The following is a 25,536-nucleotide window of genomic DNA, read 5'->3' on the forward strand; positions in this document are numbered from 1 at the left end:
CCGCGATTGTCGCGCGGGCCTGCCAGGGGCTTTCGCGCGGCCGCAGCGGGTTTGGGGCCTCAGGGCCGGCGAAACGCCGTCTTCTGCCGGGACCAGTAGCGGGAATCGAGCCGGTCCATCCGCACCTCGCCGCCGGTGGAGGGGGCATGCACGAACCGGTTGTCGCCCACGTAGATCCCGGCATGGGTCGGCCGGCCCGCGCCGAAGACCACCAGGTCGCCGGTGCGAAGTTCGCTGCCATCCACCGGCTGCCCGAAATCGCTCAGCTGCGCCATGGTGCGCGGCGGCGCGATGCCTGCGCGGCTCTTGTACACATAGCCGATCAGTCCGCTGCAGTCGAAACCGCCTTCGGGCGTATTGCCGCCGTAGCGGTAAGGCGTGCCGACCAGGCCCAGCGCATGGATGGCGATGTCGCTCGACTGATCGGGCGACAGCTGCGAATACTGGACGCTGCCGCGCGAAGCCTGCGGCTGGGGCGTGGTGCCGCAGCCGGCCAGCACCAGCGCGGTGGACAACAGGGCAAGGCAGACTGATGCGCGCATGCGCCGAGGGTAACGGATGTGCTGCAAAAACCCTTCGGCGAAGCCTCAGCGCGGTGGCGCCGGCGGTGCCTGCGCCGCAGAGGCCTGGTGGGCTGCACCGACCTTGTCCAGCAGGTGCATGGCCAGGGTTTCATACAGCGGCCGCACCAGCATGCGCGACACCAGGCTGGCCAGCATGGCCGAGGCCATGAGGCTGAGCACCATGGCGTGGCCGTCCACCATTTCCATCACGATGATGAAAGCCGTCAAAGGGGCCTGGGTCACCGCCGCCAGGAAAGCCGCCATGCCCATGGCGATCAGGGCCGGTGCGATGTCCGGGCTCGCCAGCAGCGAAACGTTGTGTCCCACGCCCGCGCCGATCGACAGGGCCGGCGCGAAGAAGCCGCCCGGCACGCCGCACCATGCGGTGAGCCACGTGGCGATGAATTTCAGCGTGACGTAGAACGCCGGCACATCGGCCTGCCCCATCAGCATGTGCTTGACCGCCTCCGAGCCCGCGCCGAAGGTGGCGCCGCCGGTGGCCAGGCCGATCACCGCGACCCCCAGGCCGCCCGCAGCGGCGAACCGCACGGGGAACCGGGCCCGCAGCGCGTTCAGCCGGCTGGGCGCACCGGTGAGCGAGGCCGTGATGAGCTTCGCGAACAGGCCGCCGAGCACGCCGCACACCAGTGCCACGCACAGGCCCGGCAGCAACGCGTCCCAGCCCAGCCGGGGCACGCGGATCACGCCGAAGTAGCTCAGGTTGCCGAAGAACGACACGCCCATCAGCCCGGCCAGCACGATGGCCGCGATGATGAGGCCGCTGCTGCGCGACTCGAGCTTGCGCGACAGCTCCTCGATGGCGAACACCACGCCCGCCAGCGGCGCATTGAACGCCGCCGCGATGCCGGCCGCCCCGCCGGCCACCAGCAGCGCATGGCTGGTGATGCCCGAGCGCGGCCCCAGCCACCGCTGTGCATGCTGCATCACGCCGGCCGCCACCTGCACCGACGGGCCTTCGCGCCCCATGGAAAGCCCGGCCAGAAAGCCCGCGCTGCCCAGCACGATCTTGGCCAGCGACATGCGCAGCGAGACGAAGTAGCCGCGCTGGCTGGGCTGCAGACCGGGTTCGAGCGCCGCCATCACCTGCGGAATGCCCGAGCCCGCGGCCCCCGGCATGAAACGGCGGGTGGCCCACACGATGCCGGCCGTGAGCGCGGGGGTCCACAGCAGCACGGCCCAGCCGCCCTGCCAATGCAGCACCTGCTCGAAGCGCTCGAACGCCCATTCCGCCATGAGCGTGAACGCCACCACGAAAAGCCCGGCCACCGCCGCGTAGGCCAGCACGATCGCGCGTTCCACCCACCGCCAGCCATCCGCGAATTCCTGCCGCAGGTTGTGAAGAAAATCGGGTTGGCGGTGCATGGGCAGGAAGGCCGGGGCCGGCGTTGGGGCGTTGGAAAAGGCGTTTTTATTGTGGCACGGGCTTGCGGGCGGGGTGCTTCGCGCCCGGGGCGAATCGGGCACAATCGACGCCTCTCTTCGCAGGCTGCTCCGGCAGAGCTGCGCAGGCCGTAGTGCCTTTCTTCCACCATTCTCTACAGGCCCTTACGCACCATGGCATCCGTCAACAAAGTCATCATCGTGGGCAATCTCGGGCGCGACCCCGAAATGCGCACGTTCCCCAGCGGCGACCAGGTCGCCAACGTCACCATCGCCACGACCGACCGCTGGCGCGACAAGAACACCGGCGAAAACAAGGAATCCACCGAGTGGCACCGCGTGGTGTTCAACGGCCGCCTGGCGGAAATCGTGGGCCAGTACCTTCGCAAGGGATCGCAGGTTTACGTGGAAGGCAGCTTGCGCACCCGCAAGTGGACCGACCAAACCGGCCAGGAAAAATTCACCACCGAAATCCGGGCCGACAGCATGCAGATGCTGGGCAGCCGCCAGGGCATGGGCGGTGGCGGCCAGGGCGGTGGTGGCGGCTACGAAGACAGCGGCTACGGCGGCGGTGGCAACGACGGCGGCTACGACAACAGCGCAGCCCCCGCACCGGCACGCCGCCCGGCCCCGGCCCCTGCGCAGCGGCCTGCAGCCCCCGCGCCCCGTCCGGCACCGGCACCCGTCGCCCAGGCCCCGCGTGCGGCCTCGGGCTTCGACGACATGGACGACGACATTCCGTTTTGAGGATGGGGCCGCTGCGGCGGCTTGGTACGGTGCAATGGCCCGGCTTCGGAAGAAGTCGGGCTTTTTTATGGCGGCGTACCGTTGCCCTGCGCTCTCAGGCGCCCACGCTGAACCCCGGAATATCGTCGGGCTTGCGGCTGCTGACCCAGTGCGCTTCGACGTGCACGGTTTCGTCCACCCAGGTGGCGCCGGCGTTGCGCAGGTCGGTGGCCAGGCTGGGCCAGCTCGTGAGCGTCTTGCCGCGCACGAGGCCCGCGTCCACCAGCAGCCAGGCGCCATGGCAGATCACGGTGGATGGGTTTGCCGGCCTGATCGATCGCCTTCACGAAGGCCTGGGCCTTGGCGTCGGTGCGCAGGGCATCGGCATTGACCACGCCGCGAGGCAGCAGCACGGCATCGAACTAGGGGCCGCACCGGCAGCGGCGTATCGGCCAAACGCCATCGCGGCGCAGGACATCGGCCCGCATTCCATGGCTTCGGGCCGCGGCGAGGTGCCGCAATGCCGAGTGGCCACGTGGCTGGTTCGGCGCTTCAGTGGCGCCCGCGCCAGCGCTCGATGCCTTCGAACACCGCCATGCCCGCCAGCATGGCAGCGCCGAACAGCCAGGCCTCAGGCGCACCCATGCCCAGCAGAACCAGGGCTGGGCCAGGGCACAGGCCTGCCAGGCCCCAGCCGATGCCGAAGAGCACGCTGCCGCCCACCAGCCGCGCATCGATGCCCCGAGCGGTGGGCCATTGCAGCGGCGTGCCGCGCAGCGTGGTGCCCCGCCGGCGCGCCAGCTCGAACGCCAGCAGGGCCACGCCCACCGCCCCGCCCATCACCAGGGCGAGCGAAGGGTCCCAGGGGCCGGCGATGTCCAGGAACCCCAGCACCTTGGCCGGGTCGGCCATGCCGGAGACGAGCAGCCCCAGCCCGAAGACCAGGCCCGCGCCGAAAGCGATCAGGACAGCCATGAAAGCGCTCCTTTGCCTGGCGTCAGACAAGGTGCCGCAGCACGAAGACCGTGGCCATGCCGGCCGCCATGAAGACCAGCGTGGCGACCAGGGAGCGCCCCGAAAAGCGCGAGAGGCCGCACACGCCGTGGCCGCTGGTGCAGCCGGCCCCGTAGCGCGTGCCCACGCCCACCAGCAGCCCCGCCGCGACGAGCAGGCCCGGCCCCGCATCGATGCGCACGGGCGGCAGCGGTGCGGCCAGCGCGTACGCCAGCGGCGCGGCCACCAGGCCCGCCACGAAGGCCAGGCGCCACGCGGCATCGCCGCGCCGGGGCCGCAGCAGGCCACCCACCACGCCGCTGATGCCGGCGATGCGCCCCGCCAGCAGGAAGAAGCCCCCGGCCGCCAGGCCGATGAGCGCGCCGCCCGCCAACGCGGTGCCGGGAGTGAAGACGTTCCAGTCGATGGCCATGCGGCTCACTCCTTGGGGCAGTAAAGGCGGTACAGCACCGCCAGGATTTCGAGCAGCGAGGCGTCGGCCACGCGGTAGTGGATGTTCTTGCCCTCGCGGCGGGTTTCCACCACGCCCTGCGTGCGCAGGACGCCCAACTGCTGCGACAGCGTGGGCTGCTGGATCCCCAGGCGCGCCTGCAGCTCGCTCACGCACTGCTCGCCTTGCGACAGCTGGCACAGCAGCAGCAGGCGGTCTTCGTTGGCCAGGGCCTTGAGGGCCGCCACGGCCTGGGTGGCGGCCTGGCGAAGCCGTTCGGGGTCGATGGGGGTGGCCTGGGGGTCCATGAATGAATGGAGATTCGGTAAAAACCGCGAAGAACCGGAGAACCGTGCAGAAACGGTGCAAAACCGATGGGATGGGCGGCGTTGACTTCAATATATCAAATTACATAATATCTGTCGCTAGATTGTTGCCCTGATCCCTGATGAAAGCCGCTTCCATGTCCCGCTCCACCGCTCTCCAGTCGTTCTTCGACCCCGCCACCGGCACGGTGACCCACCTCGTTTGGGACCTGGCGACCCGCTGCGCGGCTGTGATCGATCCGGTGCTCGACTTCGATGCGGCGGCGGGGCGCACATCCACCCGTTCGGCCGATGCGGTGCTGGCCCATGTGCGCACGCAGGGGCTGGCGGTGCAGTGGATTCTGGAAACCCACGTGCATGCCGACCACCTGTCGGCCGCGCCCTATGTGCAGGCGCAGGCGGGCGGCCGCATCGCCGTGGGCGAGCACATCCGCACCGTGCAGGCCGCCTTCGGCCGGTTGTTTCCCGCGCAGGCCGGCGCCGCAGACGGCAGCCCCTTCGACCACCTGCTGCGCGATGGCGAAACGATTCACCTCGGCCGGACGCCGCTCACCGCGCTGTGGGTGCCCGGGCACACGCCGGCCGACATGGCGTACCTGGTGGATGGCGCGGCGTTCGTGGGCGACACGCTCTTCATGCCCGATGTGGGCACGGCGCGCGCCGACTTTCCCGGGGGCGATGCGGCCACGCTCTACCGCTCGATCCAGCGGTTGCTGGCGCTGCCGGGCGACACGCGCCTGCTCGTCTGCCACGACTACCCGCCGGCCAGCCGCGCACCGCAGTGGGAAACGACCGTGGACGCCCAGCGCCGGCACAACCTCCACGTGGGCGGCGGCGTGACCGAGGCGGCCTTCGTGGCGCTGCGCCGCGCCCGCGATGCCACCCTGGGCGTGCCGGCGCTGCTGCTGCCGTCGCTGCAGGTCAACGTGCGGGCCGTGCAACTGCCGCCGCCCGAGGCGAACGGCATCGCCTACCTGCGCATTCCGCTGAACGCCTTCGCCACCCCGGCTTGAACGGTGCCGGCGTGCGGGATCGCTCCTACCCGGGGACAGGTGCCGCGCCCACCGCCCCGCCGCGCGGGTTGGGTGAAGCTGTGACCACACGGCGCTCCCGTTCCGGACCGCGCCCGCGACACCCCGCAACATCCCCAGCCCAAGGAGCTTTCCATGCGCACACCCACCTTGCCCGATACCGCCATCGACCCGACCGACGACCCCACGGCCGAAATGCCGGAAGGCGATGACATCAACGACCATCTGGAGGCCGAGCAGGACGTCTCGGACGGCCTGGCCGAGATTTCCGTGCAGCCGTTCGACGACCCGCGCAGCGGCGGCCCGCTGAACTTCGACGACGGCACCGACATGGCCCACCCCCGTGGCAAGACCGGCCGCGATGGCGGCACCTGGGAGGCCGAAGGCAGCGACAGCGGCGACCTGGAGCCACCGGCCGAACTGCTGTCCGACCGCAACGGCCCGAGCGATCCGGACGCCAAGCGCACCGAATGATTTCCGCGCTGCAGCGCGCCTTCGAGGAGAAGGCCCTGCCGCCAGCGACGACCGCAAAAGCGAAGGGCGCCGAGGCGCCCTTTTTCAATTGCTATGATTTTAATAGCTATGTCCCCTAGGGGAATATGCGCTGGAGGCCGAAAAGACCATTGGCCTCCTCAGGCCCCGCATCAATGCACCACCATCAAGTGGAACGGCCACACGTAGGCCTGCAGCGTCACGTACAGCCCCACCAGGCACGCGAGCGCAATGGAGTGGAAGAACACGTAGCGCAGGATGTCGCCCTCGTGGTTGAACCAGCGGGTGGCGGTGGAGGCCACCACGATCGATTGCGCATCGATCATCTTGCCCATCACCCCGCCCGAGCTGTTGGCCGCGCCCATCAGGTTGGGTGACAGCCCCAGCTGCTCGGCCGCCACCTTCTGCATGCCGCCGAAGAGCACGTTCGAGGCCGTGTCCGACCCCGTGAGCGCCACCCCCAGCCAGCCCATCAGCGTGCCGAAGAACGGGTAGAACACGCCCGTGTTGGCGAACGCCAGGCCCAGCGTGGTGTCGGTGCCCGAATAGCGCGTGAGCGTGCCCAGGGCCAGCATGAGCACGATGGTCAGCAGCGAAAAGCGCACCAGCCAGATCGTCTTGAAGAACGTGCGCACGATGGCGACGGGGTTGTACTTCATGAAGATGGCGCTCACCACCGCCGACAGCAGGATGGCGGTGCCGGTGGCCGACAGCAGGTTCAGGGTGTACACCGCGCCTTCCTTGGTGGGCACGGGCACCACGGGCGGCACTTTCTCGATCAGGTCGTGCAGGCCGGCCATGGGGAAGGCGGGCGCGAACAGGCCGTTGAGCCAGGCCTTGACCGGCGGCAGGCCCCAGACGAAGACGAAGACCGACAGAATCACCCAGGGCATCCATGCGGCGATCAGCGCACTGCGGCTGTGCTGCGCCACGGGCTGGGGCGGCTTGGCCTCCGAGGCGCTCACGTCGCGCCCGCGCAGCGAGGCGGAGGTCCACACCGTCCTGGGCTTCCACACGCGCAGGAACGCCACCAGCGAGGCCATGGAGACGATGGCCGCGATGATGTCCACCAGCTCCGGCCCGATGAAGTTGGACACCAGGTACTGCGGCACGGCGAACGCCACCGCCGTCACCAGGATGGCCGGCCAGATCTCCCACATGCCCTTGCGCCCCGCGAACGCCCAGATCAGCCAGAACGGCACCAGCAGCGAGAAGAACGGCAGTTGCCGCCCCACCATCGCCGTCACCTCCATCAGGTCGTAGCCGTGCACCTTGGCCAGCGTGATGACCGGCGTGCCCAGCGCGCCGAACGCCACCGGGGCCGTGTTGGCGATGAGGGACAGGCCCGAGGCGGCCAGCGGCGAGAACCCCAGCCCGATCAGGATCGCCGCCGTCACCGCCACCGGGGTGCCGAAGCCCGCCGCGCCCTCGAAGAACGCCCCGAAGCTGAAGGCGATCAGCAGCAGCTGGATGCGCCGGTCGCCGGTGATGCCCGACAGCGAATCCTGCAGCACCTTGAAGCTGCCGTTCTGCTCGGTCAACTGGTGCAGGAAGATGATGTTCAGCACGATCCAGCCGATCGGCAGCAGGCCGGTGAAGCCGCCGTACAGCGCCGCCCGGCCGGCCATGTCGGCCGGCATGCCGTAGGCGAAGATGGCCACCAGCAGCGCCGCGATCAGGCCCAGCCCGGCAGCGATGTGCGCCTTGATGTGAAAGAAGCCCAGCGCGGCGAGCATCACGACCACCGGAATCGCGGCCAGCGCGGTGGAAAAGACCATGTTGCCGAACGGATCGTAGATTTGCTGCCAGGTCATTGGTTTGTCTCCAGTGATGTCGGGAAGGAGTGCGCAGCGATCCGTTCTTTATCGTTCTGTGCGTGCCCTGACGGTTCGGCTGACACGGGTCAGCACGACCGTAGGAACAAAGTTCCGCGCCGTGCGTGAAATTCAGTCTACGAAGGATTGAGCCGATTTCAAAACCCGCAGCGCTGCAGGCGCGCGCCTGCGGGACAGTGCCCCGCCCGCCCGCCCGCCCGCCCGCTTCGCTCAGCGGCAGGCCGCGATCACGCCGCCGCCCAGGCAGACCTCGCCGTCGTACAGCACCGCGCTCTGCCCGGGCGTGACGGCCCACTGCGCGCCGGGAAACTGCAGCGCGAAATCGGTGCCTGCGGCCTGGGTCACCGCGCAGGCGGCGTCCTGCTGGCGGTAACGCGTCTTGGCGGCGAGGACGCCCGGTGCCGGGGGCTCGCCCGCGACCCAGCTGGCATCGGCCGCTTGCAGGGTGTGCGACAGCAGCCACGGGTGGTCGTGCCCCTGCACCACGCGCAGGGTGTTGGTGTCCAGCTCCTTGCGGGCCACGAACCAGGGCGCATGGTCGCCCGCGCCGCGCTGCGCGCCCTTTTCCTTGACCCCGCCGATGCCCAGCCCCTGCCGCTGGCCCAGCGTGTAGAACGACAGGCCCTGGTGGCGGCCCAGCGCGCGCCCCTTGTCGTCGCGGATCGCGCCGGGTTCCTTCTGGATGTAGCGGTTGAGAAAGTCGCGGAACGGCCGCTCGCCGATGAAGCAGATGCCGGTGGAATCCTTCTTCCTCGCGTTGGGCAGGCCGATCGCCTCGGCGATGCGGCGCACTTCGGTCTTGTGCAGCTCACCCACGGGAAACAGCGTCTTGGACAGCTGCGCCTGGTTCAAGCGGTGCAGAAAATAGCTCTGGTCCTTGGCGGGGTCGAGCCCCTTGAGGAGTTCGAACCGTCCCGACGACGCGTTCTGCCGCACCCGGGCGTAGTGGCCCGTGGCGATTTTCTCGGCGCCCAGCCGCATGGCGTGGTCCAGGAAGGCCTTGAACTTGATCTCGGCATTGCACAGCACGTCGGGGTTGGGCGTGCGGCCCGCCTGGTATTCGCGCAGGAACTCGGCGAACACCCGGTCCTTGTACTCGGCGGCGAAATTGACGTGCTCGATCTCGATGCCGAGCACGTCGGCCACGGCGGCCGCATCCACGAAGTCGATGTTGGAGGAGCAGTATTCGCTGTCGTCGTCGTCTTCCCAGTTCTTCATGAAGATGCCGACGACCTCATGGCCCATGGCTTTCAGCAGATGGGCGGTGACCGCGGAATCCACGCCGCCGGACAGGCCGACGACGATGCGGTGCTTGGGGGTTGCTGTCATGCCCGGGATTGTATTTTTTATGCCGCCGCGGCCGTGCTTCAGGGGCGGGTATTGGGGCAGCCCGGTATTTGCGCGGTCTCCGTGCATTCCGATGGGATGTTTTCAAACATGACATCCAGGCCAACATAGACTTTGTTGGCTTGCACGGGCGGGTCGAGCTGCCAGTCGATCGAACTGCCGCCTGAAAGATCGACCACCTCGCTTTCGCCCAGCAGTTCCCTGGGGTCCACCCGGTACAGGCGGACGACGGCCGGATCCTTCTGGTCGTAATGCACGATGCGCTGCCACAGCGATGCGTTGTAGATTTCCAGCCGATAGACATAGTGGGGGCTGTTGTAGCTGTTGAAGAGCGTGGGCGTGGTCGCACGCCAGCCCAGCAGCACGCAGGCATTCAAGGCCAGGCACCAGACGATGCAGGGAACCTTTTTGAGATTGGACAGCTTCATCACCACTCCAGCGTGACGGGAAACGGAAGGCGCACGCGGTGCACGTCGGAGACGATCACTCCGGCGGCTTGGTATTAGGGCAGCCCGGTATTTGCGCGGCCTCCGTGCATTCCGATGGGATGTTTTCAAAGACGACCCCAGGGCTAGCATAGACTTTGTTGGCTTGCACGGGTGGGTCGAGCTGCCAGTCGATCGAACTGCCGCCTGAAAGATCGACCACCTCGCTTTCGCCCAGCAGTTCCCTGGGGTCCACCCGGTACAGGCGGAAGAGGGCGGGGTCCTTCTGGTCGTAATGCACGATGCGCTGCCACAGCGATGCGTTGTACATCTCCAGCCGATAGACATAGTGGGGGCTGTTGTAGCTGTTGAAGAGCGTGGGCGTGGTCGCACGCCAGCCCAGCAGCACGCAGGCATTCAAGGCCAGGCACCAGACGATGCAGGGAACCTTTTTGAGATTGGACAGCTTCATCACCACTCCAGCGTGACGGGAAACGGAAGGCGCACGCGGTGCACGTCGGAGACGATCATGAAGTCCCCACCCCGGCCATGCAGGGCGCGCCATTGCCTGAAATGCTTGTTCTGCACCAGATAGCTCTGGCGGCCTGCCTCGTCGGCATCGGCGTACATCCATTGCTCGTCAAGGGGAATGTCCATGGCGGACCGGGGTGTGCGCTCCACGCCACCGGGCCCCCAGAAGCCCAGCGGCTGCGACAGGAAGGAATCGTCGTTGAAGTCATAGGCGTCGCGCAGGTAGAAGGCCAGTTCGTTGACCGCAATGGCAACCTTGCCTGGCCCCTTGGGCGTCACCAGGCCCGACACCGCGATCTTGAGCGTGGCCTCGCCCATGGCGCCGTAGAAGTCGTCCACGGGGTCGCTGAATCGGCCTACTTTTAGGAAATTCACCTGGCAGGTGTCGTCCAGGATCTTGGCCGGCTGGTTCAGATCGCCGAAACGCCAGGGCCGGGTCTGTCCCAATGTTTGTCGTGTGACCTGCCTTTGTAGCCGCTGTATTCCGGCAGGACTATTCCATCGCACCTGCAACTGGGACACCACCGCCCGCACCCGGGCAAAGCCCAAGGCCCATTGCATGGTGACCGCGTTTTCTTCCAGTTGCGAGGCGGGTAGCTGGTGTAGCTGATTGGGTTGCTCGCTGCGCTTGATCGGCAGACCGATCGCAAACCCCGTCCCCCCCTGAACCACCGCTCCATCAGCGCCGCCGCCGCCGGCCACCCCAGGCGCGAGCGCATCACGCCGGGAATGTCCTCGAGCCGGAAGCGCCGGACCTTGGGCGGCAGTTTCTTCTCGAGTTGCGAGCGCAGGCGCTCCCCATCGATAGGGACGATGTCGTTCATGGGCTTTTTCTCCCCCCTGGTGTTCCCTTGTTTTTCAAGGGCCGTATTCTCGGGGAAAGGGCGTTTCGGGCCGAGGGATGGAGCGGTTTTGTGGTGACGGCACGTAACCACCCGGCCGATGGGCTGGCGCCTGCGGCGGGCAGGCGGCGTGTGACGGCGCAGTTTTCATCGCAGGCGATTCAGCATTTCCTGGGGCATGGAGGCCCCAATGGGGAATGGAATCCGGCACCGCGCGACCCGCCGGGGTCAGCGCGGCTGCAGCACGCTCGGGTCGGTGTGGATCAACTCCAGCGGGTAGCGCTTGCCGGCCAGGTAGTCCTCGATGCACTGCAGCACCAGCGGGCTGCGGTGCCGGTCGGCGCAGCAGCGGATCTCGTCCAGCGTCATCCACACCGTGCGCACGATGCCGTCGTCCAGCGTGCGCCAGGCATGCACCGGGCCGACCGAGCCGGTGAAGGCAAAGCGCAGGTAGGTGATGTCGTCGCCCGTGCGGGTGCGGGTGAAGCGGTTGAGGTACACGCCCACCAGCGCCACGGGCGTGAAGTCGCAGGCGGTTTCCTCCAGCACCTCTCGCACGCAGCCGTCGATGGGCGATTCGCCCGGGTCCAGGTGGCCCGCCGGGTTGTTGAGCCGCAGCCCGTCGGCCGTGTCTTCTTCCACAAGCAGGAAGCGGCCGTCCTGTTCGATGATGGCGGCCACGGTGGCGTTGGGTTTCCAGCGGTTCGGCATGGCGGCCATTATGACGACGGGGCATGGCGTGCCATAGGGCGCGATGCAGGCAAATGCGTGGGTGTGGCGCGAAAAGCCACAGCCGGCCGCAGCGGAGCCCGTCAGCCCTGCTGCGCCAGCGGCAGCCAGCCGGGCCGCCTGCACCCCGTGGCGCGCTACCCGTTCGGGTGCGGCGAACAGGGCATGCCGGTCACGCAAGAAGCTCTGCCTGCTGGTGTCGCCCTTCATCGGCGGCGGCTTCGGCGGCAAGCTCTTCCTGCGGGCCGACACCGTGCTGGCGGCACTGGGCGCGCGGGCGGCCGGCCGGCCGGTCAAGGTGGCCATGCAGCGCCCGCTGATGGCCAACAACGGCACGCACCGGCCCGCCACCATGCAGCGCATCCGCATCGGGGCGGGCAAGGACGGCCGCATCACCGCCATCGGCCACGAGAGCTGGTCGGGCAACCTGCCAGGCGGCGATCCCGAGGACGCCATCGCGCAGACGCGGCTGCTGTATGCCGGGGCCCACCGCTACACGGCGCTGCGCATCTCGCAACTGGACCTGACCGAGGATGAGCTGGCGCGCCTCAGGGGGCCGATCGGCCTGTTCATCGGAAGCAAGACCCCTGCCGAAATCGCCGTGAGCGTGATGGCGGAGGTATTGAGCGTGAGAAACGGGGTGGCGATTCCACGGCAGATGCAGGTCGCGCCAGCCAAGGAAACGCTGGCGGGTTGATGCCTGCGCTGCAGCGCGGGTGAATCACTTGCGGTCCGCGGCCCTCTGGACAAAAGGATCATTCCGGTCATCTTTCCCACCGGGTTGCTGAAGCGGGGTTCTTTGTTCCCGATCAGGTGGGTGATGGTCTGAATGACGGCATCGGGTGCCTCCGCTTCGTCGATGCCCTTTTGCGTCGCCGCGTCGGCCTGCTTGCGGTAGGCGTTGTAGTCCGCGATGCGGCCGGTGGTGGCCGAAACGGCGTTGTGGGCCAGATGGGTCTTGAACCACGAGGGCTCCACCATGCTCACCTTGATATTGAAGGGGGCCAACTCGAATCGCAGGGATTTGAAGAACCCCTGGACGGCATGCTTGGAGGCGGTGTGGTAAGACAGATTGGGGGGGCCGATCAAGCCGACGATCGAACTCACCGTGATGATCTGGCCGTGCTTTTGGCGGTGGAAATGCGGAAGCAAGGCATTCGTGACTTTGACCGTGCCCCAGAAGTTGGTCTCGAACTGCTCCCGTCCCACGTCCACGGAGGTTTCTTCGGCAAGGCCGGTCACCATGTATCCCGCGTTGTTGAGCAGCACGTCCAGCTGCTGGGTCTGGGCGAACAGCGCTTCGGTGAAATGTTGAATGGACTCGTCGTCATCGATGTCCAGGCGCAGCATCTTGACCAGTTCAAGAAGAGTCTCGGGATCCCGCCCACCATGCTGACCAAGCGCCTGGCCGCCCTGACCGAGGAAAAGCTGTTGGAAAAGCGGCAGTACTCCGAGCGCCCTCCGCGCGAGGAATACGTGCTGACCGCTGCGGGGCTGGACTACCTGCCGGTGCTCTTCATGATCGGCGCGTGGGGCCGCAAGCACCGCGGCACGGGCCGGCTGGTGCGCTTCGTGGACGTCGAAAACGGCACCGACATCGAGCCCGTGGCGATCGATGCGGTAACGGGCGCGGCGCTCGGAACGCGGGCCATCAAGCTGGTGAACCCCGACTGAGTCGGGCGCCGCCGACGCGGGTCAGAGCCCTGCCCATCTGCGTCGGCACCGCATTCCAGCCGAACAGGGCCCAGAGACTCCCCAGCGCGACGAGCCACAGGCCGAGGCCGATGGCCACGACTTTGCAAAGCCGTGCCCACGAAAACAGCGCATGGGCCGGCGCGGGCGTGTCGTCGTCGATGAGCGCGCCTGGGCGCTGCGGCGCCGCCGACTCGCCATGGCCGCCGCCGGTAAACGCCTGCGGTGCCACCTTGCCGCCGACATGGCCGACCGCGGCGGCCAGCAGCACGATGGCGGGGAACGGCACCTGCAACGCGAAGATGGCCACGAACGCCGCCATGGCGATGCCCCACAGCCAGCGGTTCTTCAGCGTGTGGGACCCGACCCGGTAGGCCGCCTGCACCACCAGCTTTGCCCCTTGATGCAGGCCGCTCCGTCGGAGGCCAGGAAGGCGATGGCCGCGGCGACTTCCTCCACGGTGCCGCTGCGCTGCAGCGGCACGGCGGCGCGCCGCCTGGCTAACGCCCCTTCGGGGCCACTGCCGGGGCCGCCGGCCGAAGCACCAGCCACAGCGCCGCCGCGATCAGCGCGCCGCCGGCCGCGTGCGCGCCCGTGGCCGCCTCGCCCAGGATCAGCCAGCCCCAGGCCACGCCGAACAGCGGCACGAGGAACGTGACCGACAGCGCCTTGAGCGGTCCCACGTCGGCGATGAGCCGGAAATACAGCACATAGGCCAGGGCCGTGCACAGCAGGCCCATGGCGAGCATGGCGGCCCACACCACGGGCGGCGCGGCCAGCCAGGTGGCGGGCAGGCCGGGCTGGCGCCACACCTCCCAGGCCGCGAAGGGGGTCAGCACCAGCACGGCGCCCCATTGGCTGCCCACGGCGACGAGGCGGCTGTCCAGCCCGCCGCGCGACGTGATCCACCGCCGCGTGAGAAACCCTGCCACGCCATAGCACGCGGTGGCCACCAGGCACGCACCCATGCCGGCCAGCACCTGCGGCGACAGGGCCACGGGGCCGGTCTGCGCCAGCACCGCGACCCCGGCCATGCCGAGCAATACGCCCGCCGTGCGCGCCGCCGTGATGCGTTCGCCGAACGCGGCCGCGCCGATCAGCACGCCCATGAGCGGGGTGGTCGCATTCAGGATGGCGCTGTAGCCCGCGGGCAGCGAGCGTGCGGCCAACGCGAACATCAAAAAGGGCACGCCCGAATTGACCACGCCCAGCACCAACGCCGCGGTGAGCTTGCCCTGAAAGGCCGGCCGCAGCCGCGCGAACGCCAGCAATGCCATCAGGCCCGCCGCCGCCAGCGCCACGCGCCCGAAAGCCGTGGGCACTGCGCCCAGCACCGGCACGGCGATGCGCATGAACAGAAAACTGCCGCCCCACAGGGCGGCCAGGGCGAACAGGCGGATCAGGCTGGCGAGGGACATGGGCGGGGCGGGCGGGGCGCGGACCCCGCCGAATCGGCAACGACGAAAAGAAAAAACGAAACCGGAGGCCTTCGGCAAGGCCCCTGGCAGGGCCCGGCGCTGGAGTGCCATTCTTCGAAATCCGGCGGGGCCGTGCAAACCATTTATGCTGCGCGACTGTTTATTTCTACTGAACGGTCATGCGCTTGCCTCCCCTGATCGCCGTGCGCTTCTTCGAAGCCACCGCGCGCCACCTGAGCGTGCGGCGTGCTGCCATCGAGCTGCACGTCACGCCCGGCGCCGTCTCGCAGCAGGTGCGCAAGCTGGAAGAGTTTCTGGGCTGCGCATTGTTCGAACGCCTGCCACGCGGCCTGGCGCTCACCCGCGCAGGCGCCGAATACCAGGCCGCCTGCAGCGATGCGCTCGCCGTGATCGGCCATGCCACCTCGCGGGTCGCCATGGGCGCGCGGCGCGTGGTGCTGGTGAGTTGCACGCCGGGCTTTGCGGTGCAGTGGCTGGTGCCGCGCCTGCAGGACTTCCAGCAGCACGCCGCGGGCCTCGACGTGCATGTGAGCACGACCAACCGCACCGTCGATCTGGCCGAAGAAGGCGTGCATTTCGCGGTGCGCCACGGCATGGGCCGCTATCCCGGGTTGCGCGCCGAAGCGCTGCTGGCCGACGACCTGGTGCCCGTGTGCAGCCCGCGCCTGGTGGCGCCGCGCCGCATCGCACGGGCGCGCGACATCGACGGACCGCGCCTGCTGCACGACGAGCACCGCGGCGATTGGCGGCTGTGGTGTGAAGCGCACCGTATGCCACGGGTAAACACCGAACAGGGCGTGGTGTTCGCCGATTCCAACGGCGCGATCGAAGCTGCGGTGGCGGGCCGGGGCTTTGCGCTGGTGCGCCGCGCCCTCATCGCGCGCGAACTGGCCACGCGGGCCTTGATGGGCGTGCAGGCCGGCACCCTCGCCACGCCGCTGGCCTATCACCTGGTGTACGCGGCACCGGCGCTGATCGATCCCGAATTGCGCCGCTTTCGCGACTGGATCGTGGCCCAGGCGGGAGCGGAGCGCGGCGGCGGCGCGGGGTAGCGTAGCGCTCTACGCTGCTGGCAGCGTGCGCACCATGTACACGGCCCCCTCGCCGTAGCTGGCAAGGCGCTGCTGCTGCGCGGCATCCGCGAGCGGCATCGGTGCATAGCCGTGCCGTGCCGTGCCCAGTAGCCTTGCGATCCCTGCACGGACACGAGCGCGCTGTGCCGCAGCCCTTGCGCGCTCGCCGTCGCCCAGGCGGCTGCCAGCAGCGCCTGCGCCAGGCCCTGTCCGGCCAAGGCGGGCCACACCGCCATGTCGTGCAGGTACAGCGCGTCGGGCCCGTTCCCGCTGGCCACGGCCTCGAAGTCGCCGTGCAGCGGCGTCACCTTGCCGAGCACCGAGCGGTAGGCCGCGAGATAGGAGCACAGCTGGCTGCCCTGCTCCAGGGCCAGCGAGCACTGGGCCGGGCTCGTCAGGCGGCGCAGGAACACCGCGTGGCTTTCTTCGAAGCCCTCGCCATAGCAGGCGCGCTGCACCTGCAGCAACCCGGGCAGGTCCGCCACGGCGAGCGGGCGCGGGATGGGCCGGGAGACCGGTGACGGGCGATCAGAAGCGGGTGTGCGGGTCGGCATGGAGAGCAGGGAGGCAGGCGAAGGGGTGGGCGATGGTCCGGACTGCGATAAGCGAATGGAGCGCATGAAGCCCATGGAGGGCCCAAGGCGCATTTGAGCGCGAAACCTTGCGCATCGGAGGGCGGGGCCCCCTGGCGACACCCGGGATGTTCATACTACGGTTGAGTTGGCAGATCCTGGCCCGGGCGCATTTCTTGCACGGATCAGGGCGGGTCGCCAGGGCGTACCGTCGGCAATTGGTGCATTCGTTCGCCACCGCAGGCCGCCGGATGCGCCGCTGATGAGACAATTTTTGCACTGTTGCTTCGCCGTACTGATGTCAGACCACCATGTCCTTGAGCCGATTACTTCGCCTTTTCGGTGCCCTCGTGGTGCTGGCCACGATGCTGCTGGTCGGCCGCATCGCGACGACGGAGTACCAATCGGTGCACGCATCGGCCGCCAGCGTGGAGGCCATCGACCAACTGCGCGCGGGCTTGCTGGCCGCCGAGATGGTGTCGCGCGAGCGCGGCCCCACCAATGGAGCGCTGGGCGGCGCTTCGCCCCTGCCGGCTGAACTGCAGCAGGCGCTGGCCCAGGCCCGCACCCGCACCGACCGTGCCTTCGATGCGTTGCACGGCGTGCTGTCGTCGCGCACGGGCGATGCCACGCTGGCCGATGCCACGCGCCGCGTGGCGGCCGCCAAGCTGGCGCTGGCCATCGCCCGCGCCGCCGTGGACGAGGTGGTGGCCCACCCGAAGGCGGAGCGCGCGCCCGAATCGATCCGTTCGGCCGTCTACGGCATGGTGGCCATCGTGCCGCTGCTCGCCCCGGTCACCAGCAGCCTGGCCAATGCCGCGCGGCAGAACTACCCTGCCCTGGCCGACGACGTGCAGGTGGCGCGCCTCACGGCCGAACTGCGGGAGTTCGCGGGCCTGCTGGGCTCGCATTTCACGGCCGCGCTTGCGCGCCAGCAGCCTTTTTCGGCCGAAGAGCGCCGGGCCATCGAGCAAACGCGCGGGCGCATCGCGCAGCTGCGCTTCCTGATCGAGCTGCGGCTGTCGGTGCCCGAGCAGCCGCGCCCCATCGCGCAGGCATGGCAGACGGTGCAGCAGCGCTACTTTCGCGACACCGGCCCGCTCATCGACCGGATGATCACCGCCGGCGAAAGCGATGGCAGCTACGGGATGGACGCTGCGGGCTTTGCCGCGCTGTACGTGCCCGACATGAACACCATTTTCGAGGTGCGCGACACGCTGCTCACTCAACTGCGCGAACGCGCCAGCACCGAATACGCCCGCGCCGTGCGCATGCTGGGCCTGGTGGCGGCGGGCTCCGTGGTGCTGCTGGCCCTGCTGGCCGCGGCGCTGTCGATGGTGCATCGCCGCGTTCTCAGCCCGCTGGTGCAGACCGCGCGGGCCCTGAAGGCGCTGGCCGCCAACGACCTGGATGCACCGCTGCCACAGCCCGCCGCCAACGACGAGATGGCGGCGGTGATCCGCGCCGCGCGCGAGTTGCAGCTGCAAACCCGCCAGCGCGAATCGCTGGAGCGCGAGCGCAACAGCCTGATCGCGCAGTTGCGCGAGCAGTCCAACACCGATTTCCTCACCGGCCTGTCCAACCGGCGCGCCTTCTTCGATGCGGCCGAGAGCGTGCTCGCGCAGGCCCGGCGCCACGGCTTCGGCGTGGTCATCGTCATCCTGGACGTGGACCGTTTCAAGCTGCTCAACGACCAGTGGGGCCATGCGGTGGGCGACCAGGCGCTGGTGGCGGTGGCGCGCACGCTGCGGTCCGAGCTGCGCCTGGGCGATCTGGTCGGCCGCTTCGGCGGCGAGGAATTCGTGGTGCTGCTCAGCCACTGCGATCCCGCGCACGGGGTGCGCCTGGCCGAGCGCCTGCGCGAGACCGTGGCCGACCTGCAGCTGCTGCTGCCCGCCTCCCCGCAGCCGCTGCGCCTGACGGCGAGCTTCGGCGTGGCGGATTCAGGCCGCCACGGCCTGGTGCTGGACCAGCTGCTGTCCGAGGCCGACGCGGCGATGTACCGCGCCAAGGAAACCGGGCGCAACCGGGTGGTGCTGGCCGAGCCCAAGGTGGATACCGGTGCCGGGACGCTGGCCGTGGTTTGATGGCCGAGGTGATGGCCGAGGGCTGTTTGCTATATTTTTAATAGCTATATCCCCTAGTGGATATTGCGCTGGAGGCCTTTTTGGCTCAAGGCTCCATCGTGCCGGGGAGCATGGAGCCCGGCCCGGTGGTCAGTCTGCCCAGACCGTCCAGACCGGGCGGAGCGATCAGCGCGGCAGCACCGGAGGCTGAACGAAGTCTTCCAGCGACAGGCCCTTGTCGCGCAGCAGCGCTTCCAGCACCGGCTGCAGGCGCCCCAGGCTTTCGTGCACGGCTTCGCGCACGGTGTCCACCACCACCTGGGTGCTGCGTTCGATCTCGATGTTGAGCCGGTCGCCCGCCTGTTTGTGCTCGAACACCGTGGCGCGGCGCGTCTCGGGAATGAGCCAGACCTCGAACCAGCCCTCGGCGCGGTTCACTTCCGACACGGTGAGGCTCGCGCCATGGATGGCGATGTAGCCCTTGGCGAAGACGTATTTGCGAAAGGCGGGCGGAATGTCCACGCGCCACACCCGGTTGTTGTCCGACTCGCGCACGCTTTGCAGCGTGGTGGCGAAGTCGATGTGGCCCGACAGCGGGTGCCCGCCGATCTCGGCACCGTCCTTGGCCGCGCGCTCCACGTTCACGCGGTCGCCCACGGCGTAGCTGCCCAGGGTCGTCACGTTCAGGCTCTGCAGCACCACGTCGAACGCCGCCGCGTTGGGCGGCAGCAGCTCGGTCACCGTGAGGCACACGCCATCCACCGCCACGCTCGCGCCCACGGCGAGGTCCTGGCAGAAGCCGGGCGGAAAATCGATGATGAAGGTCCGCAGGCCTTCGCGGTCATGGATGGCGGCGAGGGCCGCCGTGGCTTGGACGATGCCAGTGAACATGCGAGTGGATTCCCGGTGCGTGGAAAGAAGGCCCCCGACAGGAGCGCCGCGCAACCGGGGCGCTCCGGGGTGGCGGCAATTTTGCCACCCGGGCTCCGGCCCTCGCACCGCGGGGTTTCCGCGGCCTGGTCAGCGCGCGCGCAGCAGCTCGCCCACTTCCAGCAGCACGAGTTCGTTGTCGTCCGCCTGGTTGGGCTCGCGGCTGCTGCTGACCGGCAGGTTGTTGTCGCTGCCGACCACGATGTGCCTGCTGTCCACCACGTCCACGTTCTCGATGGTGAAGAACGGGAAGGTGAGCACGCCGTTGTCCAGCGGCTTCTTCGCCAGGCGCTGCGGGTCCTGGATGTTCAGCAGGTCGATGTAGCCCACCTTGCGCAGCTCGGCACCTGTGTTGGCGTCGGTCAGCTCGACCTTGTACACGCGCTTGAATTTCGCCAGGTCATGGAAGCAGTCCGTGCGTTTCTGGCACTCGGGGCAGGCCTTGGCGGCCGTGCCCTCGCCGTTGTCGCGCTCGATGATGAGACCCATGGCGCTGGTGCCGTTCGCCGAGGCCGTCTCGTCGATCATGTTGAAGTCGCCGATGGCGTGGTGGTTGGCCTCCAGCACGTACTTCCAGTGGCGGCCTGTCCACTTTGCGCCACAATTTCGTCGTACGTGCGACCCGCCTTGCGCAGGCGAATCACTTGCACGCGTCTTTCATGCCGCGCTTCGCGCGACAGCGATCTCATGTCGGTTGCTTCCAACATCCATACATGATGGCGCATTCAAAAACTTCAAGATTATTATTGCCGGATCAATAACGGGAACTGTTAGGTTTTTGGAAAGGCTCTGGTGCAACTATCGCAACGCAATTGTGACTATCCGGCAAATCGGGAAGCCCAACAGGCCTTTGACACATCAATCCTCCGGGGCGATTTGATTCAAGACCAAACCCTCTGAAGCGTCGTGTTTGCGTTTACAGTCCGGCGCTCTTGTACCCTTCGCTCTTGCAACTGCCCGCTTCCACCTGTCAGGGCCCTTTTGATGAACTCTCCCAACAACGATTCGCGCTTTGTGGCCGGTGACGGTCCTGTCAACCGGCGCACGGCGCTGCTGCAGGAGCGCCAAGCCCGCGCCACCGACGAGCCCCAAGCCGACACCCAACTGACCGAGCGGCTGCACAGAGCGCATACCCGCACCCAATTGGGCACGACACTGGCTGAGTACTTTGCCACGCCACCACAGGCGCATGTGGCGCCATCGTCGCTGCATATCGCCACAAGCGTGCTGGCAGCAGGCGGTGCGATCGTGGCCTTGTTGGGCTTGATCCAATCCGCGTTACTGCCACTGGCGGCGGGTACGGGCGTCACCCTGCTGGGTGCCGTGGGCTGGTGGCGTACACGCCCCGCTCAACCCGCCCGTAATTCCCCACCAGCGGCTGCGTTGTTCGATACGGAAGCCCTGCAAACCTTTGATCGCTGCCTGGAGGCCGCCGCGCCCGAGTTGGACGAGAAAGCCACGCAGCGCATGCTGGAGATCAAGATGGCTTTCAAACGCATGGGCCACGAGCGTCCCACGCACGACGAGCACTTCACGGTGGAGGACCGCCTGTTTCTGCGCGAATGCTTGCGCCGCTACCTTCCCGACACCCTGCAGGCTTATCTTCGTGTGCCCCCCGCGCAACGCCGCCAAACGTTGCACGACGGCCAGCTTTCGGCCGACGACGGGTTGCTACAGCAACTGGCACTGTTGCAAACTGAAATTCAGGTCCGGGAAAACAAAATCGGCCGAAGTGCAGCCGAGGTGCTGACAAGGCAGCAGCGGTTTCTCGAATCCAAGAAATCGCGCTGAGAGCAGCGCCCGCCTATTCACTGAAGACTGGCTGCACTGTGGTTCAGGACGCGTCGCTTCCTTCACGGGCGCGCGCGGCGCGGCGCTCCAGCAGATCGGCTTCTTGTCCGTCACGCACGGTCTTGGATAGCGTGAAGGTAGAGCTGACCAAGAACAGCCAACTCACCAGCATGTAATACCGCTGCCACTCCTCGATCTTCATGCGCCACAGGCCCCAGCCAGTCAGCAAAATAGCGGCCGCAAACGCCACCCACACGGTGATGATCCACTGCGAAGTGTCCACGACTCCATCGCGGTTGTCGCGCTGAGTCTTGGCCACGGAAAAGGTGCTGAACAGACAGAAGAACATGCCGATGGCGAGAAAGGCACGGTCTAGCTCCTGGCCGGGAAGGTTGATCACGCCAATGGCAGTGCAAAGCACAGACAGGGCAAAAGAGATTCGTACTTGCAGACGCCACGCGGTGGTGTCGCGTTGAACCATGTAACGGGATGCCATTTCAGTTTTCCTTCATCAAGTTAAAAGCCAAGGTACGCAGGATGACTAGCATGCTCACAGCTTCACGGGGCCGCTGAGCTCCATAGAAGTGGCCTTCTTGACCTGCTCCATGCGCACCTTGTCGATATATTGCCCGGCCCGCTGAATTTCGGACGCGATCATGGCGTTGTTCTGCCCCATGACCACAATGGCCTTGGAGCGGAAGTCGTCCATCGCATCCATGGCCTTGAAGGTCTGTTCGAACATTTCCTTGAGCTTGTCGATGCCAACCATGGGGTTTTGCGCAAACTGCGTAGTCTTGTCCACATGGCTGTTGAGCTGGCGGCCGGTTTCGGCAATCAGATTTTCGATGGTGCTGTTCACGCCCGTGAGCATGTCCATCACCTTGATCTGGTTGCCCGTGGCGCGGGCCACGGTTTGGGCCACGGTCAGGGCGCTCATGCCGGTGGTAGCAACGCGTGAACAACCGTTCATGATCTCTCGCCCAGTCTTCTTGAGCACGTCCAACGCCAGGTAGCCATTGGTGCAAACGGCCTGCTGGGTCAGCATGTCTTGCAGGTTCTGACGCGCGTAAAACAGCACCTCTTGCTCCAGTGCCTTGGCGCGTTGCGGGTCGCTGGCCTTGAGGGCATCCACCTTGGCCATGAGCCGCTCATCCAGCAATTGCGCAAAGTGCATGGCGCCAGTGAGCTTTTGCATGGCATCCCACAGCTTGGTCCGGGTGGCCTCGATCTCGACGACATCGCGCTGCATGTCGTCGCGCGCGGCGTAGAGTTGCTCCATGCTTTTTTGCAGCTGGCTACCTGCGCCCTCAAAGCGGCGGAAGTAGTTCTGCAGCCGATTGCCAAACGGGATGAAGCCCAGCAACTTTTGCGGCTGGAACAGGTCGCCCTCTTTGCCAGGGTTCAGCGCATCGAGCTGGCGGCGCATGTCCTGGATGGCCCGAAAAGCGGTGCCGTCTTCCACGCCCACAAAATTTCGCTCCATGAAGCGCCCTTGCATCAGGCTGGCCGCCACCGAAATTTCTTCACGCCCCAGGGCAAAGGCGCTGTCGAGCTTGGCGCGAAAGCCTTCGCTCTGCACGTCCTCGGCCATAAGGCTGTCAACAAAACGGCTCACCTGGTCCTCTACAGCGCGCGCTACTTCGGGGGGCAGGGGTACGGCCGTGCTGGCCACCTCGTTGCTGACGGGCTGCACCACCTCGGGTGGGGTTAGCTGAAAGGTGCTTGCCGCGGCGGCACCGGGCGCAGGCTGTGCGGTCTGCACGGGTGTCAGATTGGACATGCTTCTCCTCCATTTCTCGTGATTCTAAGATTCATCCATGTTGCCGGCGGCAAGAAGCGACCTCTGCGTTCTAAAGAGCAAGGGGAAGGCCTACGGATGTGGAAAGATTGCCGGAGCGCTTTGAGAGTCAAGCGCCAGTGAGCGTGATGGTGCGACTGGCCATGTCATGTCGCGCAGTTTCGAAATGGTCAAGCAGGTCCCAAAAGGACCGTCCCGAGGGCTATGTGGCAGCTATCTAGAAATCAGTCATCCACGGCTGGATGCTGCGCTCGCGCTCTGCGAAAGCACCTGAAAGCGGCACCTCCTGGGACCATGCATCAAACAGGAATACAGCCCATATTCTGCCCAGACAGGCGGCCCATGCTTCGCCGCACCGGTGGGCGCCACCGCCGACATCCGACAGACTCCAAACAGTCGAGCAGGCCACCACAGACAGCGCTGCCTGTTGGTAGCTTGCCATGAGGACCGGCTGGCTTACTTGTTCACGAACGCGTTGCGCGCCGCCACTGCCAGGTCGGGGTAGTTGGCGAACATGCCGTCCATGCCCATGTCCAGGTAGCTGCGGAACTCGGTGGCGGCCGTGGTGGCGCTCGCCTGGGCGAAGGTCCAGCCGTGCACCTTGAGGCCGGCGGCGTGGGCCTGGTCGATGTAGTCCTTGGTGATCGGGTAGGCGGCGGTGCTGATGACCACGCCGATGCCTTCGGTGAAGCCGGCCACTTCCCTGAAAGTGAGCTGCGTGACGGTGCTGCCGGAGATGACGCCCATGCGCGGCGTGCCGTCGGCGGCCTTGGCGGCGACGCCCAGCAGGATGAGGGGCATCTTGCTGTTCTGCGCGTTCTGCTTGGTGCGCAGGCTGCGCAGCGTGGCGTCGCTGAACGACTGGATGAAGACCTTGCTGTCGGCGTTGTAGCCGTTGTCTTTCAGGGTCTTGAGGATGCCGTCTTCCATCACCGGGTCGGCCTGCTTGGCCTCGGGGTACAGGCCCACTTCGCGGCCCACGGCGGTGGATTGCTTCTTGGCGAAGTCCACCACTTCCTGGAAGGTGGGCACCTGGAAGGGGTTGGCGGCGCTGGGCGCGAAGCCGGGGTAGCTGGTCTTGCCGGTGCCGGTGGGCACCACGGTCAGCGTGCGGATTTCGGCCAGGGTGAAGTCGGCCACCTTGTAGCCGCCGTTGCGCTGTGCGAACAGCGTGGCGATGTTGGTGGTGCGGTTGAGCGTGTCGTCGTGGATGGCGACGAGGGCGCCGTCCTTGGTGATCTGCAGGTCGGGCTCGATGAAGTCGGCGCCCATGCGAATCGCCAGTTCATAGCCGGCCAGGGTGTGCTCGGGCAGGTAGCCGCTGGCGCCGCGGTGGGCGATCACCTGGGGCTGGGCGGGTGGCGCGTCGTCGTTGCCGCCGCAGGCCGTGAGGGACAGGGCGGACAGGGCGGACAGGCACAGGGCGGAGGCCAGCAGGGAGATTCGTTTCATGGGGGCGTCTTCTTTCTTGTGTCGACAACAGCGTCGATGGAGCGAAGGCCGCACTCTAGAAGTGGCGCATGGCAAACCCGTGGCAAGTGCGTGACAGGCCGGCGACACGGGGCCGCCCGGGGCCGGCGCCCCGCCCCGAATGAAGCCGCAGCGCCTTGCCCCGCGCGGGTTACCCGCGCTGCGGAATCTCCAGTCCGCGCGCCACGGCGGGGCGGGCCACGAAGGCATCCAGCACGCGCTGCACCTGCGGAAAGTCACCGAAGCCCACCAGATCGCGCGCCTCACCGAAGCCGATGAGGTTGCTCACCCAGGGGAAGACGGCGATGTCGGCGATGGAATAGTCGTCGCCCATGATCCATGCGCGCCCGGACAGGCGCTGCTCCAGCACGCCCAGCAGGCGCTTGGATTCGGCCACGTAGCGGTCGCGCGGGCGCTTGTCCTCGTAGTCCTTGCCGGCGAACTTGTGGAAGAACCCGAGCTGGCCGAACATGGGCCCGACGCCGCCCATCTGCCACATGACCCACTGCAGCGTTTCATACCGCGCAGCGGGGTCCTTCGGCAGGAAGCGGCCGGTCTTCTCGGCCAGGTAGAACAGGATGGCGCCCGATTCAAACAGCGCCAGCGGTTGCCCGCCCGGGCCGTCGGGGTCGAGGATGGCGGGGATCTTGTTGTTGGGGTTGAGCGAGAGAAACTCGGGCGAGAGCTGGTCGTTGGTGTCGAAACGCACCAGGTGCGGCTCGTACGGCAGGCCCAGTTCCTCCAGCAGGATGGAGACCTTCACGCCGTTGGGCGTGGGCAGCGAGTACAGCTGCAGCCGCTCGGGGTGGCTCGCCGGCCACTTGGCGGCGATGGGGTGGGTGATAGGGCGGGTGATGGCTAAAGCGGCGGCAGGAGCGGAGGCGGGGTTTTGCGGGGTCATGGTCTTTGGGCCGCAGGCGAACGGCCGGGGGGAAGCGAAAGGGGTTTTGATTAAACCCCCTGGCTCCACGGGACGCAGCCCGGCGGGCAGTAACCCCTGCGCGATTCGGCCC

General features: G+C 67.3%; 27 protein-coding genes and 7 pseudogenes. 9 read left to right on the top strand and 25 right to left on the bottom strand.

Annotated features, from left to right (window positions below; all coding sequences use genetic code 11):
• Positions 1 to 59 precede the first annotated feature (59 nt).
• A complete protein-coding gene (locus AVHM3334_RS11995) occupies positions 60 to 542 on the bottom strand; it encodes a C40 family peptidase (protein ID WP_284412565.1) in 483 nt (160 codons plus the stop codon).
• A gap of 45 nt (positions 543 to 587) precedes the next feature.
• Positions 588 to 1,946, bottom strand: coding sequence for a chloride channel protein (locus AVHM3334_RS12000; protein WP_284412566.1), 1,359 nt, complete (start codon positions 1,944 to 1,946; stop codon positions 588 to 590).
• A 192-nt stretch (positions 1,947 to 2,138) separates the two neighbouring features.
• Here AVHM3334_RS12000 and ssb point away from each other — a divergent pair, with 192 nt between their 5' ends.
• Positions 2,139 to 2,711: a single-stranded DNA-binding protein gene (gene ssb, locus AVHM3334_RS12005; RefSeq protein ID WP_284412568.1), complete on the top strand. Its 573-nt coding sequence runs from the start codon at positions 2,139 to 2,141 to the stop codon at positions 2,709 to 2,711.
• Between the two features lie 94 nt (positions 2,712 to 2,805).
• On the opposite strand, the pseudogene AVHM3334_RS12010 reads toward ssb, so the two are convergent.
• The 4 genes and pseudogenes from AVHM3334_RS12010 to AVHM3334_RS12025 all read right to left on the bottom strand — a co-directional run.
• Positions 2,806 to 3,112: pseudogene (locus AVHM3334_RS12010) on the bottom strand (DJ-1/PfpI family protein); the annotation flags it as partial.
• Between the two features lie 130 nt (positions 3,113 to 3,242).
• Positions 3,243 to 3,665, bottom strand: a complete 423-nt coding sequence (locus tag AVHM3334_RS12015) for a DUF6691 family protein (RefSeq protein WP_284412570.1) — start codon at positions 3,663 to 3,665, stop codon at positions 3,243 to 3,245.
• 22 nt (positions 3,666 to 3,687) lie between these two features.
• Positions 3,688 to 4,116, bottom strand: coding sequence for a YeeE/YedE family protein (locus AVHM3334_RS12020; protein ID WP_284412572.1), 429 nt, complete (start codon positions 4,114 to 4,116; stop codon positions 3,688 to 3,690).
• A 5-nt stretch (positions 4,117 to 4,121) separates the two neighbouring features.
• The gene (locus AVHM3334_RS12025) at positions 4,122 to 4,442 is read right to left on the bottom strand and encodes an ArsR/SmtB family transcription factor (RefSeq protein ID WP_284412574.1); all 321 of its coding nucleotides are present in this window, start codon (positions 4,440 to 4,442) and stop codon (positions 4,122 to 4,124) included.
• Between the two features lie 155 nt (positions 4,443 to 4,597).
• Between AVHM3334_RS12025 and AVHM3334_RS12030 the strand changes: the two genes are divergently transcribed.
• The 3 genes from AVHM3334_RS12030 to AVHM3334_RS12040 all read left to right on the top strand — a co-directional run bounded on the left by AVHM3334_RS12030 (position 4,598) and on the right by AVHM3334_RS12040 (position 6,084).
• Entirely contained in the window at positions 4,598 to 5,473 is an 876-nt protein-coding gene (locus AVHM3334_RS12030; RefSeq protein WP_284412576.1) for an MBL fold metallo-hydrolase, read from the top strand.
• Between the two features lie 153 nt (positions 5,474 to 5,626).
• Positions 5,627 to 5,965 carry a serine/threonine protein kinase gene (locus tag AVHM3334_RS12035; protein WP_284412578.1) on the top strand — a complete coding sequence of 113 codons (339 nt, stop codon included), beginning with the start codon at positions 5,627 to 5,629 and terminating at the stop codon, positions 5,963 to 5,965.
• On the top strand, positions 5,962 to 6,084 hold the full coding sequence (locus AVHM3334_RS12040; protein ID WP_284412580.1) for a hypothetical protein: 123 nt from the start codon (positions 5,962 to 5,964) through the stop codon (positions 6,082 to 6,084). Before AVHM3334_RS12035 ends, AVHM3334_RS12040 begins: the two co-directional genes overlap by 4 nt.
• A 51-nt stretch (positions 6,085 to 6,135) precedes the next feature.
• Here AVHM3334_RS12040 and AVHM3334_RS12045 read toward each other — a convergent pair whose 3' ends face one another.
• The 6 genes and pseudogenes from AVHM3334_RS12045 to AVHM3334_RS12070 all read right to left on the bottom strand — a co-directional run bounded on the left by AVHM3334_RS12045 (position 6,136) and on the right by AVHM3334_RS12070 (position 11,674).
• Positions 6,136 to 7,797 (bottom strand): L-lactate permease, encoded by a 1,662-nt coding sequence (locus AVHM3334_RS12045; RefSeq protein ID WP_284412582.1) that lies wholly within the window; start codon positions 7,795 to 7,797, stop codon positions 6,136 to 6,138.
• A gap of 231 nt (positions 7,798 to 8,028) precedes the next feature.
• Positions 8,029 to 9,147 (bottom strand): tRNA 2-thiouridine(34) synthase MnmA, encoded by a 1,119-nt coding sequence (gene mnmA, locus AVHM3334_RS12050; RefSeq protein WP_284412584.1) that lies wholly within the window; start codon positions 9,145 to 9,147, stop codon positions 8,029 to 8,031.
• Between the two features lie 38 nt (positions 9,148 to 9,185).
• On the bottom strand, positions 9,186 to 9,593 hold the full coding sequence (locus tag AVHM3334_RS12055) for a hypothetical protein (RefSeq protein ID WP_284412586.1): 408 nt from the start codon (positions 9,591 to 9,593) through the stop codon (positions 9,186 to 9,188).
• Between the two features lie 55 nt (positions 9,594 to 9,648).
• Positions 9,649 to 10,062 carry a hypothetical protein gene (locus AVHM3334_RS12060; RefSeq protein ID WP_284412588.1) on the bottom strand — a complete coding sequence of 138 codons (414 nt, stop codon included), beginning with the start codon at positions 10,060 to 10,062 and terminating at the stop codon, positions 9,649 to 9,651.
• Positions 10,062 to 10,945, bottom strand: a pseudogene (locus tag AVHM3334_RS12065) (DUF6402 family protein). Before AVHM3334_RS12065 ends, AVHM3334_RS12060 begins: the two are co-directional and overlap by 1 nt.
• 246 nt (positions 10,946 to 11,191) lie before the next feature.
• Positions 11,192 to 11,674, bottom strand: a complete 483-nt coding sequence (locus tag AVHM3334_RS12070) for an NUDIX hydrolase (protein WP_284412590.1) — start codon at positions 11,672 to 11,674, stop codon at positions 11,192 to 11,194.
• A gap of 211 nt (positions 11,675 to 11,885) precedes the next feature.
• Between AVHM3334_RS12070 and AVHM3334_RS12075 the strand changes: the two are divergent.
• Positions 11,886 to 12,311 (top strand): annotated as a pseudogene (locus AVHM3334_RS12075) (molybdopterin cofactor-binding domain-containing protein); the annotation flags it as partial.
• A 374-nt stretch (positions 12,312 to 12,685) separates the two neighbouring features.
• Here AVHM3334_RS12075 and AVHM3334_RS24060 read toward each other — a convergent pair.
• A pseudogene (locus AVHM3334_RS24060) lies at positions 12,686 to 13,042 on the bottom strand (SDR family NAD(P)-dependent oxidoreductase); the annotation flags it as partial.
• 39 nt (positions 13,043 to 13,081) lie between these two features.
• Between AVHM3334_RS24060 and AVHM3334_RS12085 the strand changes: the two are divergent.
• A complete protein-coding gene (locus AVHM3334_RS12085) occupies positions 13,082 to 13,366 on the top strand; it encodes a winged helix-turn-helix transcriptional regulator (RefSeq protein WP_284412594.1) in 285 nt (94 codons plus the stop codon).
• Here AVHM3334_RS12085 and AVHM3334_RS12090 read toward each other — a convergent pair.
• From AVHM3334_RS12090 to AVHM3334_RS12100, 3 genes are read right to left on the bottom strand one after another with little or no spacing between them, the layout of a single operon-like run.
• The gene (locus AVHM3334_RS12090) at positions 13,344 to 13,772 is read right to left on the bottom strand and encodes a hypothetical protein (RefSeq protein ID WP_349816618.1); all 429 of its coding nucleotides are present in this window, start codon (positions 13,770 to 13,772) and stop codon (positions 13,344 to 13,346) included. The two genes, AVHM3334_RS12085 and AVHM3334_RS12090, sit on opposite strands and share 23 nt — an antisense overlap.
• The gene (locus AVHM3334_RS12095; protein ID WP_502869896.1) at positions 13,733 to 13,936 is read right to left on the bottom strand and encodes an SDR family oxidoreductase; all 204 of its coding nucleotides are present in this window, start codon (positions 13,934 to 13,936) and stop codon (positions 13,733 to 13,735) included. Before AVHM3334_RS12095 ends, AVHM3334_RS12090 begins: the two co-directional genes overlap by 40 nt.
• Positions 13,885 to 14,802, bottom strand: coding sequence for a DMT family transporter (locus AVHM3334_RS12100; protein WP_284412596.1), 918 nt, complete (start codon positions 14,800 to 14,802; stop codon positions 13,885 to 13,887). Before AVHM3334_RS12100 ends, AVHM3334_RS12095 begins: the two co-directional genes overlap by 52 nt.
• A 179-nt stretch (positions 14,803 to 14,981) precedes the next feature.
• Between AVHM3334_RS12100 and AVHM3334_RS12105 the strand changes: the two genes are divergently transcribed.
• The gene (locus AVHM3334_RS12105; protein ID WP_284412598.1) at positions 14,982 to 15,875 is read left to right on the top strand and encodes a LysR substrate-binding domain-containing protein; all 894 of its coding nucleotides are present in this window, start codon (positions 14,982 to 14,984) and stop codon (positions 15,873 to 15,875) included.
• 9 nt (positions 15,876 to 15,884) lie between these two features.
• On the opposite strand, the pseudogene AVHM3334_RS12110 reads toward AVHM3334_RS12105, so the two are convergent.
• Positions 15,885 to 16,450, bottom strand: a pseudogene (locus tag AVHM3334_RS12110) (GNAT family N-acetyltransferase).
• A 329-nt stretch (positions 16,451 to 16,779) separates the two neighbouring features.
• Here AVHM3334_RS12110 and AVHM3334_RS12115 point away from each other — a divergent pair.
• On the top strand, positions 16,780 to 18,555 hold the full coding sequence (locus AVHM3334_RS12115) for a GGDEF domain-containing protein (protein ID WP_284412600.1): 1,776 nt from the start codon (positions 16,780 to 16,782) through the stop codon (positions 18,553 to 18,555).
• A gap of 165 nt (positions 18,556 to 18,720) precedes the next feature.
• Here the strand turns inward: AVHM3334_RS12115 and AVHM3334_RS12120 are convergent, their stop codons facing one another.
• The 3 genes and pseudogenes from AVHM3334_RS12120 to AVHM3334_RS24065 form a co-directional block, all read right to left on the bottom strand.
• Positions 18,721 to 19,425, bottom strand: coding sequence for a riboflavin synthase subunit alpha (locus tag AVHM3334_RS12120; protein ID WP_284412602.1), 705 nt, complete (start codon positions 19,423 to 19,425; stop codon positions 18,721 to 18,723).
• A gap of 129 nt (positions 19,426 to 19,554) precedes the next feature.
• Positions 19,555 to 20,058 (bottom strand): annotated as a pseudogene (locus AVHM3334_RS12125) (esterase-like activity of phytase family protein); the annotation flags it as partial.
• Positions 20,037 to 20,168: pseudogene (locus AVHM3334_RS24065) on the bottom strand (IS630 family transposase); the annotation flags it as partial. The pseudogenes AVHM3334_RS24065 and AVHM3334_RS12125, both read right to left, overlap by 22 nt.
• A 280-nt stretch (positions 20,169 to 20,448) precedes the next feature.
• On the opposite strand from AVHM3334_RS24065, the gene AVHM3334_RS12130 reads away from it, so the two are divergent.
• The gene (locus AVHM3334_RS12130) at positions 20,449 to 21,255 is read left to right on the top strand and encodes a hypothetical protein (RefSeq protein ID WP_284412604.1); all 807 of its coding nucleotides are present in this window, start codon (positions 20,449 to 20,451) and stop codon (positions 21,253 to 21,255) included.
• Between the two features lie 43 nt (positions 21,256 to 21,298).
• Here AVHM3334_RS12130 and AVHM3334_RS12135 read toward each other — a convergent pair whose 3' ends face one another.
• The 5 genes from AVHM3334_RS12135 to AVHM3334_RS12155 form a co-directional block, all read right to left on the bottom strand.
• On the bottom strand, positions 21,299 to 21,751 hold the full coding sequence (locus tag AVHM3334_RS12135; protein WP_284412606.1) for a YiaA/YiaB family inner membrane protein: 453 nt from the start codon (positions 21,749 to 21,751) through the stop codon (positions 21,299 to 21,301).
• Positions 21,752 to 21,805: 54 nt separating this feature from the next.
• Positions 21,806 to 23,035, bottom strand: a complete 1,230-nt coding sequence (locus tag AVHM3334_RS12140) for a toxic anion resistance protein (RefSeq protein WP_284412608.1) — start codon at positions 23,033 to 23,035, stop codon at positions 21,806 to 21,808.
• 235 nt (positions 23,036 to 23,270) lie between these two features.
• Positions 23,271 to 23,495: a hypothetical protein gene (locus AVHM3334_RS12145; RefSeq protein WP_284412610.1), complete on the bottom strand. Its 225-nt coding sequence runs from the start codon at positions 23,493 to 23,495 to the stop codon at positions 23,271 to 23,273.
• 14 nt (positions 23,496 to 23,509) lie between these two features.
• Positions 23,510 to 24,505 (bottom strand): glycerophosphodiester phosphodiesterase family protein, encoded by a 996-nt coding sequence (locus AVHM3334_RS12150; protein ID WP_284412612.1) that lies wholly within the window; start codon positions 24,503 to 24,505, stop codon positions 23,510 to 23,512.
• 169 nt (positions 24,506 to 24,674) lie between these two features.
• A complete protein-coding gene (locus tag AVHM3334_RS12155; RefSeq protein ID WP_284412614.1) occupies positions 24,675 to 25,424 on the bottom strand; it encodes a glutathione S-transferase N-terminal domain-containing protein in 750 nt (249 codons plus the stop codon).
• Between the last annotated feature and the right edge of the window lie 112 nt (positions 25,425 to 25,536).

Origin of the sequence: Acidovorax sp. SUPP3334 (assembly GCF_030159055.1) — a bacterium.
Lineage (GTDB): Bacteria > Pseudomonadota > Gammaproteobacteria > Burkholderiales > Burkholderiaceae_C > Paracidovorax.